Origin of the sequence: Pseudomonas sp. B3G-3, assembly GCF_028640915.1 — a bacterium.
GTDB classification, from domain to species: Bacteria; Pseudomonadota; Gammaproteobacteria; order Pseudomonadales; family Pseudomonadaceae; genus Aquipseudomonas; species Aquipseudomonas chlororaphis_I.
This window is the reverse complement of record NZ_JAQZAB010000070.1, coordinates 19,665-33,691: the sequence shown is the minus strand read 5'-3', so window position 1 is coordinate 33,691 and position 14,027 is coordinate 19,665. Positions and strand designations below refer to the sequence as shown.

Genomic DNA, 14,027 nt, shown 5'->3' with positions numbered 1-14,027 from the left:
GATGGCGAGTGAAGGCAAGGCCCGTACCGCCCCTCTCAATCGATAACGCTGAACTCGACCCGCGCCGTCTGCCCGCCTTCGTCCAGCACGCTCAGTTGATAAGGCCCCAAGCGTTCGAAGCTGGCGTTGATACTGTCCTGGTTGGCACTCTCGCCCAGCGGCTCGCCGTTGACGAACCACCAGCGCCGGCCGCTGCCGCCCAGGGCCGACAGCTTGAGCCGCAGCAGTTCCTGGCTGGCCGCCGGGCGACGCAACCGATCGCCCTCGCGCACGCCGACGATGGACAAAGGCGCCGCTGCCGCCAGGGCTGGCCCCGGGCAATCCGGGTCGTTGGCCGGCAGGCGCGCTTCACGCCGTTCGATGCGCGGCAGCCAGGGCTCCAGCGGCGCCGGCCACAGCGCGATATCCCGCGCCTGCGCCCCCGGGCACTTGGCGTCGACCCGCAGGCCCTTGGCATTGACCCAGACTTTTTCCAGCAGGCCGACCCCCAAGGGTTGATCCGCCGCCTGCAAGGTCGGCGGTGTGGTGCCGTCCAGGGTCCAGGCGAAACGCTGGCGGCGGCAGTTCGGATCGCTGCGGCTCATGGGCTGGCCCAGCGGCCAACAGATCGCCGCCACACCGACATTCATCGGCACCGGCTGTACCGGCGCGCCGATACCGCGCTGGCTGTCGCGGTTGATCAGCACATCGTGCACTTGCAGCATCAAGGGCGCCGCCGAGGCCAGGCCGAACTGGCCCGGCACCGGGGTGCCGTCCGGGCGGCCGATCCAGATGCCGATCAGGTAGCGCGGCCCGACGCCGATCGCCCAGGCGTCGCGAAAGCCATAACTGGTGCCGGTCTTCCAGGCCAGCACCGGGCGCTGCACCAGTTCGGCCCGCGGGTCGCGGTCCGGGCGCGCCTGGCCGCTGAGAATGCGCCGCACGATCCACGCCGAACCGGGGGACAACAAGGGCCGCTCGCGCAACTCATCGTCCGGTTGCAGGCGGAGGCTGGCGCTCTTGCCGCCACGGGCGAAGGCGCTGTAGCCGCTGACCAGGTCCTCCAGGCGGCTGCCGGCGCCGCCGAGAATCAGCGCCAGGTTCGGTTCCGCCAGCGCCGGCAGGGTCAGGGGCATGCCGCCGATGCGCATCTCGGCGGCAAACCGTTTCGGTCCGTAGGCCTCCAGCAGTTGCACCGCCGGCAGGTTCAGCGAGGTGGCCAGGGCGGAGCTGGCCGACACCGCGCCGCTGAAGCCCATGGAAAAATTGCCCGGCCGGTAGTCGCCATAACGCCGTGGCACGTCTTGCAGCAGCGATTCGGAATGGATCAACCCGGCATCCAGCGCCATGCCATAGAGGAAGGGCTTGAGGGTCGAACCCGGCGAGCGCATGGCGCTGATCATGTCCACATGGCCGAAGCGCCGCGCATCGTTGATATCCACCGAACCCAGGTAGGCGCGCACGGCCATGCTCTGCGCCTCGACCACCAGGATCGCCGCCGAGGTGTGTTCCGGCAGGCGCGCGCGCCAGCCCAATAGCAGGTCTTCCAGGCGGCGTTGCAGGTTGGCGTCCAGGGTGGTGCGGATCAGTGGCGGGCTGTCCGGACGGTTCAGCCGCCGCGCCAGCAAGGGCGCCAGGCTCGGCTCCAGGCGCGGCGCCAGCAACAGGGGTTCCTGCAACGCTTCGTCCACCGCCGACTGCGGCCAGACCTGGAACTGCGCCAGGCGCTGCAGCACCTTGTCCCGGGCCGCCTGTGCCCGCGCGGCATGCCGGTCCGGGCGCAGCCGGCTCGGCGCCTGGGGCAGCACCGCCAGCAGCGCGGCTTCGGCGTGGGTCAGGTGTTGCGGCGACTTGCCCAGGTAAGCCCAACTGGCCGCGGCCACCCCTTGCAAGGTGCCGCCGAACGGCGCGCGGTTGAGGTAGAGCGTGAGGATCTGCTGCTTGCTCAGGTGCCATTCCAGCTGCGCGGTGCGCCACAGCTGGCGCAGCTTGCCGTGCCAGGTTCGCGAATGCGGGTCGAGCAAGCGCGCCACCTGCATCGACAGGGTGCTGCCGCCGGACAACACCCGCCCGCCCGTGAGGTTCTGCCAGGCAGCGCGCACCAGCGCCATCGGGTTGACCCCGGGATGGCTGTAGAACCAGCGGTCTTCATAGGTCAGCAGCGCGTCCAGGTAATAGGGCGAGACTTCGTCGGTGCGCACCGGATAACGCCAGACGCCATTGGCATCGGCAAAGCGCCATAGCGGCGTGCCATCCTCGGCCAGCACCACCCGCGCCAGGTCATCCTTGGGCAGCGGCAGCGGCCAGATGCGATCGGCCAGCCAGAGCGCGGCCCACAGCAGCAACAGGCCGCCCAGCACCATCCGCAGGACTCGCCAGCCACGGCGGCCGCCCGGTTGCGCCGATGGCAAGCCGGGCGACCGGGCCTGGCCGAATATTCGCCCCCCGAAACTGCGCAGGCGCGATACAACTAATCGAAAAATCAAACCCGCGAACCTCTATGCTTGAACGGAACTCGCCAGCGCGATTGATGGCCAAAGGCTCGGGTCTGGCAAGCACGCCAACTTTTTCATCAGGATGCACGCATGCAGGTAGAAAGCTTTTTTGAATGGCTCGGCCAGGCGCTGGGCTCGGTCATACGGTTTATCGTCGATGGCCTCAGCGGTCTGTTCAACGCCCTGACCAACGCCGGCGGCAACTTTATCGACGGCCTGTCGCGGGCGCTGGGCATGGACACTTCGATCATCAGCATCATCACCCTGATCGTCGGGCTGATGCTGCTGTACTCGGCGGTCCGCGCCTTCATGCGCGCCTCGATCGTCATGGGCATCATCTGGCTGCTGCTGGGGCTGTGGCTGCTGAGCTGGGTAGTGCACTGACCGCCCGACAGTTGATCGCCGGCAAGCTCGCGCCTGGCGGGGCGAGCTTGCCGCAATCCCCTTCTCAACGCCCCTTGATCACCATCTCCGGCAGGGTTTCACCCACGGCCTGCCAGTTCGGCCGGTACATCGACTCCACTTGCGGCGGCGGCACACGGTAGGTGCCGGGCGTGACCGCCCGTGCCAGGTACAGCAGGTGCGTGACGCTGTCGTAGCCGTCCAGGTTCAGCGCCGCCACGTAGCGGTCATCGCGGAACTCCTGGTGCTTGAGGCTGGCGTTCTGCATCGACTCACGCCATTCCTTGACCTGGCTGCTGGCGTTTTCCAGGCTGGCGGCGCTCTGCGCCAGGTTCTGGTTTTCCAGCTCCAGGCCGGCCGGCAGCAGGTCCACTACCAGCGCATCCGGCACCCGCTGCTTGGCGCTGACCGCCAAGTGCACCAGCACCAGGTCGCCGCTGCCCAGGGCCCGCAGGTCCAGCGGCTGGCCGTTCATTCCCAGGTATTCGCGACGAATGCTCAGGTTCTCGCCACCGGCCAGCGGCGCATGCTGTGGATAACCGGAAATGGTCAGTTGCTGGTACACCGGCTCGCTGCCCTGATTACGCACCGACAACGGCGACGCGAGCAATGCGCCTTGCAGTTTCAGGCCCGGCTGGCTGTTGTTCAGCTCGCGGCTTTCGGCGCCGCTGCTCAGTTGCGCGGTCCAGTTGGCTTCCGGCTTGCCCAGCAGGCCACGACCGGCGAGGAACAGCGAGTTGCGCTCCTGGGTCGACAGGTACGGGCTGGCCGCCAGTTGGTCGGACAGCTCGAACAGCCGCTCCTCGCGCTTGCCCTTGGCCAGGTCGTTCTCTTCCAGCAGCGCCAGGATCAGCGCCTGATCCCGTAGCGGGCTGCCATAGTCGGCCAGCCAATCCTTGCTGTTACGCGAGGCCGCAAGGCCGGCGGTCAAGGCCTGCTCGGCCCGTGGCTGGTCGCCCATTTTCTGCAGGGCGATGGCCAGTTGCACCAGCGGCAGGCCGGAGCGCGCATCGGTGCGCCGTTCGAACAGGCTGCGCAGCGCGCCCAGCGGCGCCTGTTGACTGCGCGCCAATACCAGCCCGGCGTAGGCCTGCACGGCAAAGCGCGTGTGCTCGGCGTTTTCGCTGTAGTTGACCTCGATCAGGTTGCGCTCCTGCAGGTAACGCAGCAGGCGTTCGTTGGCCTTCTTCAGCGCCTCGGCCGGCACCGCGAAGCCCTGGTCGCGGGCCCGCAGCAGGAAGTCGGTGACGTAGGCGGTCAGCCAGTATTCCTCTTCGCCGTCCGCGCCCCACAGGCCGAAGCTGCCGTTGTAGCGCTGCATGCCCAGCAGGCGTTCGATGCCCAGCTCGATCTTGCGCTTGCGCTCGGCATCCGGCTCGCCTTCCAGGCCCAGGCGTTTCAGGCTGACGGCATCGGCGTACAGCGCCGGGTACAGGCCGCTGGTGGTCTGCTCCAGGCAACCGTAGGGGTAGGCCTTGAGTGCGCGGATCTGCTCGCCGAGGTTCAGCGGCGGCCGGCTCGACAGGCTCAGCAGCGCTTCGCGCCCGGCCGGTTCGAACGCCGCCAGCTCGCCTTCCGGCAGGCTCCACGGCTGATCCTTGAGCACCGCGCGGTAATGCCTGAGCAACGCCGGATAGGCCGGTCGCACCCCCAGGGTCCATTCGCGGCTGAACGGCGGCAGGCTCTCGCCGGGAAGATCCAGGCCATTGACCAGCACCTTGACCTTGCCCTGGCCGAAGCCGCCCAGCGCCCGCACCGGGATACGCAGCGTGGTGCGCTGGCCCTGGGTCAGTTGCACGCTCTGATGGGTTTCGTTGACCAGCGCCAGCTGACCTTCGGCGCTCAGTTGCACATCGAGTTTCTGCGCCTTGCCCGACAGGTTGGACAGGTCCAGCGCCAGGGTAGTCTGGTCGCCGCCGGCGAGGAAACGCGGCGCCGACAGTTCGGCGATCAGCGGCGCGGCAACCACCGTCTTGCCTTCGGCCATGCCGTAGCGCTCGTCGGTCCAGGCCTGGGCCATCAGGCGCAGCTCGCCGTTGAAGTCGGGGATATCGACGCTGACTTCGCCTTCACCCTGCTCGTTGAGGGTCACCGGCGCGCTTTGCAGGGCGACGATGGTGACGCTGGTGTCCGGACGCTTGCCGCCCTTGGCCAATGCCGCGTCACCACCGAAGGCCAGGCTGGCCAGGCGGCCCTGGCCGGCTTCGATCAACTGCCCGTAGATATCCAACTGGTCGGCGCCATAGGCCTTGCGCCCGAACAGGCTGGAGTACGGGTCCGGGGTCGGGTATTCGGTGATGTTGAGGATGCCCACGTCCACCGCCGCCAGCAGCACATGAGCCTCTTTCGGCACGCTGCCATCGGCGTTCTTCGCCTGGATCTTCACCTTGAGCGGCTGCTTGGGGCGCATTTTTTCCGGTGCCGTCAGGGTCAGGCCGAGCTTGCGCTGGGTGCGATCCAGCGGCAGGTGCAATACACCTACCGCGCGTTTCGGGGTGATGTTGGCCTTGCGCTCGCCGGGGCGGATGACCAGCGCGCTGACGTACAGGTCGTGGCGCGCCCACTTCGGATCGAGCTTGACCGCGAAGCTCTTGCCCTCGGCCGGCACGTCGATTTCCTGCCACCACAACGGGCCGTCACTGGACTCCACCAGCAGGTAACCCTTGCCGGCGGCCGGCGGGGTCACCGTGACGTTGGCGGTGTCGCCGTCGCCATACAGCGGTTTGTCCAGCGCCAGCTTGACCTGGTCGGGGCGCACCGCGCCGCCTTCGGCGTTGTCCTGGGAACGGTAGCCGGCCCAGAAACGCAGGCTGCTGACCAGCCCGGTCTGCGGATCCTCGACCTCGACGCGATAAGGGCCCCACTCCACCGGGAAGCTGACCTTCGCGGTATCGCCAGCCTTGATGCTCAGGGTCTGTTCGTCCTGGGTGAGGAATTTCTCGTTGAAGTGATAACTCCAGCCGTCGCTTTCCGAGTAGTTCCAGTAGTAGTCGCGGCGCTCGCGCACCAGGCGCACCTTGAGGTTGTCCGCGGCCAGCTTCTGGCCTTCATTGTTGGCCACCAGCAGTTCGAATTCGACCGGGCCATCGCCGTCGGTTTCCGTGCCGTCGAACAGCGCGCGCAGCCCCGGCAACCGGTCCGCCGGCCACACCGGCAGCACCACCCGCCGGGTGATCGGGCGACCGCCCGATTCCTGCAGGCTGCCCTGGACGATCAGTTGCAGCGGCGAACGGGCCCCGGCCCATTTGCTTTCCAGGGCGATCACTTCTTCGCCGTTTTCATCCAGCGTCGACTCCTCGATCTCCAGGTCCTGGCTCAGCTCTTCTTCGGTGATCGAGCCGAACTGGTAGCCCGGCAAGGCCTTGACCGCCTCGCGCAGCGGCCGCACGTAAAGCTGGCCGCTCAGGCGATTGCCGGCGGCCGGGGCGCCATACAGGTAACGACCGTTGACGCTGATCTCGACGGTCTCGTCCGGCTTGAGCGGTGTGTCGCTGCCCTTGAGTTCCAGCGCCAGGCGCTCGGGCAGGAAATCTTCCACGAGAAATTCGTAGAGCTGCGGCTTGCCGTCGCCGAGGTCGAACACCAGCTGCCAGCGCCCGGTCGGCGCTTCGCCGGCCAGTTGCAGCTGGTACTGATACAGCCCCGAGGCATCGGCGTCCCAAACGAACTTGCGGCTGACCTGCTCATCCGGCCGGCGTACTTCGACGCTTACCGGCTGCGGCTTGACCGCATTGCCATCCTTGTCCCGCAGCAGCGCGTTGAGCAGCACGGTTTCGCCCGGGCGATACAGGTCGCGGGGGCCGAACACGAAGAACTGCAACGGATGGGGCTGTGGGCCGCCGATATTGAATTCGGCCAGGTCCAGGGCGGCGCCGTTCAAGCGCAGCAGGCTGGTCTGCTCGCCCTGGTGGGCCAGCAGCACTTCGGCTTTCTTCGGCAGCGGCAGCTCGGCATGGCCACCCTTCTCGGTCTTGCCTTGGCCGAGCACGCGGCCTTCGCCGTCCAGCAGTTCCAGGCTGACGCCGTCCAGCGCCTTACCGCCTTCCAGGGCCTGGGTAAAGACATCCAGGCGGTTCTGGTAACGGTGCACCGACAAGCCGATGTCGCTGAGGGTGAACAGGGTCGCCGGTTGCGAATAGTTGTAGGTGCCCGAGGCGCGCATCACCGCCAGGTACACGCCCGGCTGTTGCAGCGGCTTGAGCCCGGCGATCGGCAGCAGCAGGGTTTCCCGGGTATTGCGCGCCGGGTTGAGGTCGAAGCGGCCGCCATACACCAGGTCGGCCATCGGCAGCAGTTCGCGGGACTCGTAACTGTGCAGGCTGTTATTGCGCCCCCACTGGGCGAGGAACACCGGCAGCGACTCAGGCTTGATGCGGAAGAATTCGACATCGACCTTGTCGACGTTCAGCGCGATCACCGGCAGGCCCTCGGCGAGACGGGTCGGCAACAGGGTGCCGCGGCTGGCGAAACCGACCGTGGCTTGCAGGTCGCGGGTTTCCAGGCGGCTGACGTATTCGGCGGCCAGGGTCGCGTCGTTCACTCCGCGCAGCCCGGCGTCGACGGTCAGCACCAGTTTGCGCTGCGGCTCCAGGTGGCGCAGGCGCAGTTCCATGAAGTTGTCCGACAGCTCCCAGGCGCCGTCGACCTTGCCGCTCTTGCTGTCCACCAGATGCAGCCTGTCGGCGAACTTCTGCTGCGGGTCCAGGGGCACCGAGAAACTCACCGACAGGGTGCTGGCCCCGTCGAGCTGCACCTCGGACACGTCCACCACGCTCAACTCGCGACCGGCGTAGCGCTGCTTGAGGACAGCGACATCCTGCACGGGCCGGGCCTTGGCCGCGGGCACCGCCGCTGTCGGAGCCGAAGTGGTCGCCGCCTTGTCGGTGGTCGAGGAATCGCAAGCGCTCAGCAAGGCCAGCGCACAGGCCAGGAACAATCCTTTGTTAAGCATGGGGCACTCATTGGCAGGAGTATCGAAGGGTTGAACTATATCTCACCGCCGTCCGGCTGGCTGTGGCGCAGCGCACATTGATCGATAGAGGGCCCATCACCCGCAGCTTCTTTGTAGGAGCGAAGCTTGCTCGCGATCAGCCGCGAAGCGGCGCTTGCGCTGCCTGAGCAGACCCGGAAGAACATGAGTGAACATGCCGACGCCAATCGCGAGCAAGCTTCGCTCCTACAGGATTTGCGGCGTGATTGGGGTGGCATGGCCGGCCGGGCAAGCAGCTACAATGCCGGCTCTCGCAAGGAGCCTGCATGTCCAGCCTGATTTCTGCCTGGCGCCACCGTCCGACCCATGGTCGGGTGTGGGCGCTGGCCGCGCCGATGATTCTTTCCAATATTTCCGTGCCGCTGGTGGCGCTGGTCGACAGCACCGTCATCGGCCATCTGCCCCACGCCCACCAGCTCGGCGCGGTGGCGGTCGGCGCCAGCCTCTATACCTTCCTGGCCTGGGCCATGGGTTTTCTGCGCATGGGCGCCACCGGTTTTGCCGCCCAGGCCGCCGGGCGCGCCGACGGTGCGGCGCTGCGGCAGATCCTGGTGCAAGGCCTGCTGCTGGCCATGGGGCTGGCCTTGCTGCTGGGCGCCATAGGCGTGCCGCTGAGCGGCGCGGCCTTGCAGTTGATGCAGCCTTCGGCCGAGCTGGACGAAATGACCCGGACCTTCTTCCATACCCGCCTGCTCGGGCTGCCGGCGGCGCTGGCCAGCATGGCCCTGGTCGGCTGGTTCCTCGGCACGCAGAACGCCCGCGCGCCGCTGGCGATCCTGTTGAGCACCAACCTGATCAACATCGCCCTCAACCTGTGGTTCGTGCTGGGCCTGGACTGGGGCGTGGCCGGCTCGGCCAGGGCCTCGGTGATCGCCGAGTGGACCGGCGCGCTGATCGGCCTGGCCATGACCCGCCCGGCCCTGCGCGCCTATCCGGGGCGGATTGCCTGGGCGGCGCTGCAGCGCTGGGCCAGCTGGCGACCGCTGCTGGCGGTCAACCGTGACATCTTCATTCGCAGCCTGGCCCTGCAATCGGTGTTCTTCCTGATTACCGTGCAAGGCGCGCGCCTGGGGGACGCCACCGTGGCCGCCAACGCCCTGTTGCTCAACGGCCTGCTGCTGACCGCCCACGCTCTGGACGGCCTGGCCCATGCGGTGGAGGCCCTGTGCGGCCACGCCATCGGCGCCCGCGATCGCCTGGCCCTGCGCCGCTCGCTGGTGGTGGCCGGCGGCTGGTCGCTGCTGGCCAGCCTCGGCTTTGCCGTGCTGTTCCTGTGCGCCGGGCACCTGTTCATCGAGATGCAGACCGATATCGCCGAAGTGCGCCAGACCGCCTTCATCTACCTGCCTTACCTCGCCGCCCTGCCGCTGATCGCGGTCTGGAGCTACCTGCTGGACGGCCTGTTCATCGGCGCCACCCGCGCCCGGGAAATGCGCAACGGCATGCTGCTCAGCGTGCTCATCACCCTGCCCTGCGCCTGGGCCTTGCAAGGCCTGGGCAACCACGGCCTGTGGCTGACCTTCCTGCTGTTCATGCTGGTGCGCAGCCTGACCCTGCTGGCCTTCGCCCTGGGGCTGCGCCGGCACGACGGCTGGTTCGCTCCGGCCCGCTGAGCCTTCCGGCGAGCATAAAAAAACCACCGCAAGCGGTGGTTTTTTTTCGAACGGTCGACCTATCAGGAAGACAGGTACGACGAGCGGGTCAGGCCCAGACGCAGGGCGTCGAGGAACTGGGTACGCTCGCTGGCGCTGATCTTCGCGCTGGCCACCTTGTCGCGGTAGTGCGTCATCAGCTCTTCCGGCGACAAGTGCACGTAGCGCAGCATGTCTTCGATGGTGTCGTGGGTCTCGATGCCGGCGTGGTACACGGTGCCGTTCGGGTTCTGGTAGATGTTCACCGAGTCGGTATCGCCGAACAGGTTGTGCATGTCGCCGAGGATCTCCTGGTAGGCACCGACCAGGAACACGCCCAGCAGATAGTCCTCACCCTCTTTCAGGCCATGCACCGGCAGGCTGGTCTCGATGCTCTGCTCGTCGACGTACTGGTTGATCTTGCCGTCGGAGTCGCAGGTCAGGTCCTGCAGCACGGCGCGGCGCAGCGGCTCTTCGTCCAGGCGATGCAGCGGGATGATCGGCAGGACCTGGTCGATGGCCCAGGTGTCCGGCAGGCTCTGGAACACCGAGAAGTTGCAGATGTACTTGTCGGCCAGCTTGTCGTTGAGTTCGTCCAGCACCTGGCGGTGCGAGCGCTGGCGCGCCTTCAGCGAGTTGTGCAGGCGTCGGCACACGGCGAAGTAGCACTGCTCGGCCAGGGCTTTTTCGGCCAGGGTCAGCTTGCCGTCGGCGTACTGGGCGGCCACGTCGCTCATGTAGTGGGTGGCGCGCCAGTAGGTTTCGGTGACCATCTCGATGTCGGTCGGGCCCAGCAGGTCCACCAGCCATTGCACGGTTTCCGGCAGGCTTTCCTTGTTCTCGATCAGCGGCACGTCGTCGTTGTGTTTCTCGACGTCGGTCACCTGCACCACCAGCATGGCGTGGTGCGCGGTCAGCGAACGACCGCTCTCGGAGAAGATGTGCGGATGCGGCAGGCTCTGCGCGTCGCAGAATTCCTTGAGCATGCCGACCACGACACCGGCGTAGTCGTCCATGTCGTAGTTGATCGAACTGGCGTTGCGCGAGTGGGTACCGTCGTAGTCCACGCCCAGGCCGCCGCCGACGTCGATGTGATCCACCGGCAGGCCGAGGTTGCGCAGCTCGCCGTAGTAACGGATGGCTTCCTTGAAGCCGTGCTGGTAGTCCGCCAGGTTGGCGATCTGCGAACCCATGTGGAAGTGCAGCAGGCGGATGCCCTGGTCCAGGCCGGCGCTGCGGAAACGCTCGACCACCGACAGCAGCTGCGCCGCCGACAGGCCGAACTTGGATTTCTCGCCGCCGGTGTCGGCCCACTTGCTCGATGCCAGGGACGACAGGCGCACACGCAGGCCGACCTGCGGCTTGACCTTGAGCGTGGCGGCCTCTTCGATCACCAGGGCGACTTCGGATTCCTTCTCGATCACGATGAACACGTTGTGACCCAGCTTCTGGCCCATCAGCGCCAGGCGGATGAACTCACGGTCCTTGTAGCCGTTGCAGACGATGGTCCCGCCTTTCGGCGCCAGCGCCAGCACCGCCAGCAACTCGGGCTTGGAGCCGGCTTCCAGGCCGATGGAGACGTTCTGGGTGGCGATGATGTTCTCGATCACCGCTTCCTGCTGGTTGACCTTGATCGGGTACAGCGCGGTGTACTTGCTCTGGTATTCCAGGCGCTCGATGTTGGCGTCGAAGGCACCGGTCAGCTGGCGCACGCGGTCCTGCAGGATATCCGGGAAGCGCACCAGCAGCGGCAGGGACAAGCCGCTCTTGCGCAGCTCCTCGACTTGTTCGAACAGGTCGATAGGCGAACTGTTCGGGCCGTTCGGACGAACTTCGACGCGACCGGCGTCATTGATCGCGAAATACCCGGCCCCCCAATGGCGAATCCCATAAACACTGCGGCTGTCCGCAACTGTCCATTGGCTGCCATCGTCTTTGCGTGTGCGTCGTACGGACATCGAAGTCCCCTATAAAGAAGTCATAGAGCGCCACCCCGGTCCGGGGCTGGCGCAGTCTAAAGAATGAAAATGACGATTAGCCTGCAACGAGGACGTAGACCTCGGTTACAGCGCTGAGTTTAGAAACCGGTCATGAACAGGCTCTGTGAAAACCATGAAGACGACGGCAACCTGAATCGGATCAGGGCTGCATCAAGTCGGGGGTGGTTTTCACAGAGGCTGCTAGCCGCCGGACTTCTTCGCCTTGAAACCGTGCTTGATCAGCTCTGCCAAGAGTAGCTCGACATGATCGCCCTGGATCTCGATGACGCCGTCTTTCAACGCGCCACCTGTGCCACAACGTTTCTTCAACGTGGTCGCCAGCTCCTTGAGCGCGTCTTCGGCCAACGGCACGCCGGTGATGGTGGTCACCGTCTTGCCGCCGCGGCCCTTGCTTTCGCGGCGCACGCGAGCAATGCCGTCGCCGGCAGGGATAACGGTTTGTTTGCAGATGCAGGCTGCCACCGGCTGGCTACAGTCCGGGCAATGTCGACCTGCGTCGGTGGAAAATACCAGGCCACCAAGGGCGGCGAAGGATGCGGCTTTTTTGGCCACCGGCAATCCTCTTGGGAGGACAAAGACTGGTCGAAGCACATGGCCTGTGCCATCGACCGCGAAGCCCCACTCAGGCAGGGGCAGCGCTACTGGACCGACTGTGCTTATAAAGGCAGCGCCGGCTCAGCTTGAAAAAGGTCGCGCAGTGTAACGGCAAAAAGCCGACTTGCTAAGAGCCTAAGCGCGCCAATTTATACAACTTTAACGACGCCGCGCCAGATAGCGCTGCAAGGCCGCCAGGGAGTCCGGGCAATAGGGCTTTTCGGCGATTTCCCGCATCACTTCGTCGATCGAAATGAAGCGCGCTTCCAGCACCTCTTCCGGCTGCAGGCGCAAAGGCCCGTCCCAGACCGCCGAAAAGGCCGAACACCAGAGGCGATTGCCGGTGTCTTCGAAAAAGAAGTGGTCGTGGGCGGTCAACTCCACCCCGCTCACCCCCAGTTCTTCCTCCAGCTCACGGGCCGCCGATTCGGCGTAGCTTTCGACGGCCAGCACCATGCCGCCCGCGGCCACGTCCCAGTAACCGGGGTAGAGGGCCTTGCTCAGGGTGCGCCGATGCACGCACAGCTCACCGGCGGAATTGAACAGCAGGATATAGGTGCCGCGCCCGATCAGGCCACGCTCGCGCAACTCCGAGCGGGCCAGCGCGCCCAGCAACTGGTCTTCGCCATCGACCCAGGCGACTTGTTCGGCATCGGAGGCCGCGCGATGCGCGGCCTCATTGGAGGTAACCACCATGAATCAACCCTGGTTGAGCAATTGACGCAAGTCGATGACCGCCGCGTTGGCCCGGGAAATATAGTTGGCCATGACCAGCGAGTGGTTAGCCAGCACGCCAAAGCCGCTGCCGTTGAGAATCATCGGGCTCCACAGCGTTTCCTGGGACGCCTCCAGTTCACGGATGATCTGACGCACGCTGACGGTGGCGTTCTTCTTGGCCAGTACGTCGGCGAAGTCGACCTCGATGGCGCGCAGCAGGTGCGACAGGGCCCAGGCCTGGCCGCGAGCCTCGTAGAACACGTTGTCGATCTGCATCCAAGGGGTTTCCACCACCTCTTCGTCGACCTGCGGCGACTGGCCCGGCGCCGGGACTTCGGTTTTCAGCGCGGTGTTGAGCTTGACCCGGCCGACGCTGGCCGACAGGCGCTGGGACAGCGAACCCAGGCGGGTCCCGACGTCACCCAGCCAGTTGTTCAGGTTGTCGGCACGGGCATAGAACAGCGCGCTCTTCTGCTCCGGGTCGGACAGGCGTGCCTGGTAGCGGCTCAGGGAGTTGATGCCTTCCTGGTACTCGGACTCGCTGGACGGCAGCACCCAGCTCTTGTTGTCGAAGTTGAAGCGTGGCTCGGCCTTGGCCAGGTCGGCGTCCTCGGCGGACTGCGACTGGGAGCGGGCGAAGTCCTTGCGCAAGGCGCGGGTCAGGTCGCGGACCTGCACCAGCACGCCGTATTCCCAGCTCGGCATGTTGTCCATCCACAGGCCCGGCGGGAAACGGTCGTTGGAGATATAGCCACCCGGCTTGTTCAGCAGGGTGCCGGCCACGGTCTTGAGGGTTTCCACCGTGGTGTAGCCCACGACCATCTGCTTGCCTTCCTTCTCGGCGGCAACCTGCGCGCCTTGCTGGACCGGGAACAGCGACGGTTCCTGGCTCCAGTACCAGCCCAGGGCACCGGCCACCAGCAGGTACAGGGCCAGCAGGGTGCCCAGGGCGCGGCTGAACAGCAGGCCACCAAAGTAGCTGCGTGTCGCCGACTTGGGTTCGGCAGCACGATCCGGCGCGCTGCCCGCGCGGTTCTTCCAGTCCAGCATGGCTATATCCTTTCAATCACTTGGGTTCATCGGTTCGACCACAACCCTGCTCCATCGTGCCTCGAACCGAGCGGATTAAAAATCATCCACCGCGCAAGACGCCACATGCCGGGTGCATATCGAGCGGCCACTATAAATGAAGCACAGTTCAGAACCTATGCGACCAGTC

9 protein-coding genes are annotated in these 14,027 nt (G+C 66.0%); 3 read left to right on the top strand and 6 right to left on the bottom strand.

What is annotated here, in order from left to right:
- Positions 1-35: 35 nt before the first annotated feature.
- Positions 36-2,342 (bottom strand): peptidoglycan glycosyltransferase PbpC, encoded by a 2,307-nt coding sequence (gene pbpC / locus PVZ80_RS07475; RefSeq protein WP_210532909.1) that lies wholly within the window; start codon positions 2,340-2,342, stop codon positions 36-38.
- Positions 2,343-2,564: 222 nt separating this feature from the next.
- On the opposite strand from pbpC, the gene PVZ80_RS07470 reads away from it, so the two are divergent.
- The gene (locus PVZ80_RS07470) at positions 2,565-2,858 is read left to right on the top strand and encodes a hypothetical protein (RefSeq protein ID WP_007921634.1); all 294 of its coding nucleotides are present in this window, start codon (positions 2,565-2,567) and stop codon (positions 2,856-2,858) included.
- A gap of 64 nt (positions 2,859-2,922) precedes the next feature.
- Here PVZ80_RS07470 and PVZ80_RS07465 read toward each other — a convergent pair whose 3' ends face one another.
- Positions 2,923-7,827: an alpha-2-macroglobulin family protein gene (locus PVZ80_RS07465; protein WP_273863612.1), complete on the bottom strand. Its 4,905-nt coding sequence runs from the start codon at positions 7,825-7,827 to the stop codon at positions 2,923-2,925.
- A gap of 126 nt (positions 7,828-7,953) precedes the next feature.
- On the opposite strand from PVZ80_RS07465, the gene PVZ80_RS07460 reads away from it, so the two are divergent.
- Complete coding sequence (locus tag PVZ80_RS07460; RefSeq protein WP_138984938.1) at positions 7,954-8,145, top strand: hypothetical protein; 192 nt, start codon at positions 7,954-7,956, stop codon at positions 8,143-8,145.
- Complete coding sequence (locus PVZ80_RS07455) at positions 8,133-9,479, top strand: MATE family efflux transporter (protein ID WP_053268124.1); 1,347 nt, start codon at positions 8,133-8,135, stop codon at positions 9,477-9,479. The genes PVZ80_RS07460 and PVZ80_RS07455 overlap by 13 nt, the downstream gene beginning before the upstream one ends.
- A gap of 62 nt (positions 9,480-9,541) precedes the next feature.
- Here PVZ80_RS07455 and speA read toward each other — a convergent pair whose 3' ends face one another.
- The 4 genes from speA to PVZ80_RS07435 form a co-directional block, all read right to left on the bottom strand.
- Positions 9,542-11,455 (bottom strand): arginine decarboxylase, encoded by a 1,914-nt coding sequence (gene speA, locus PVZ80_RS07450; RefSeq protein WP_009046779.1) that lies wholly within the window; start codon positions 11,453-11,455, stop codon positions 9,542-9,544.
- A 222-nt stretch (positions 11,456-11,677) separates the two neighbouring features.
- On the bottom strand, positions 11,678-12,049 hold the full coding sequence (locus PVZ80_RS07445; protein ID WP_007921638.1) for a translation initiation factor Sui1: 372 nt from the start codon (positions 12,047-12,049) through the stop codon (positions 11,678-11,680).
- A 201-nt stretch (positions 12,050-12,250) separates the two neighbouring features.
- Positions 12,251-12,787, bottom strand: coding sequence for an NUDIX hydrolase (locus PVZ80_RS07440; protein WP_028681586.1), 537 nt, complete (start codon positions 12,785-12,787; stop codon positions 12,251-12,253).
- Positions 12,788-12,790: 3 nt separating this feature from the next.
- Positions 12,791-13,858, bottom strand: coding sequence for a DUF2333 family protein (locus tag PVZ80_RS07435; protein WP_009046777.1), 1,068 nt, complete (start codon positions 13,856-13,858; stop codon positions 12,791-12,793).
- Positions 13,859-14,027: the final 169 nt, after the last annotated feature.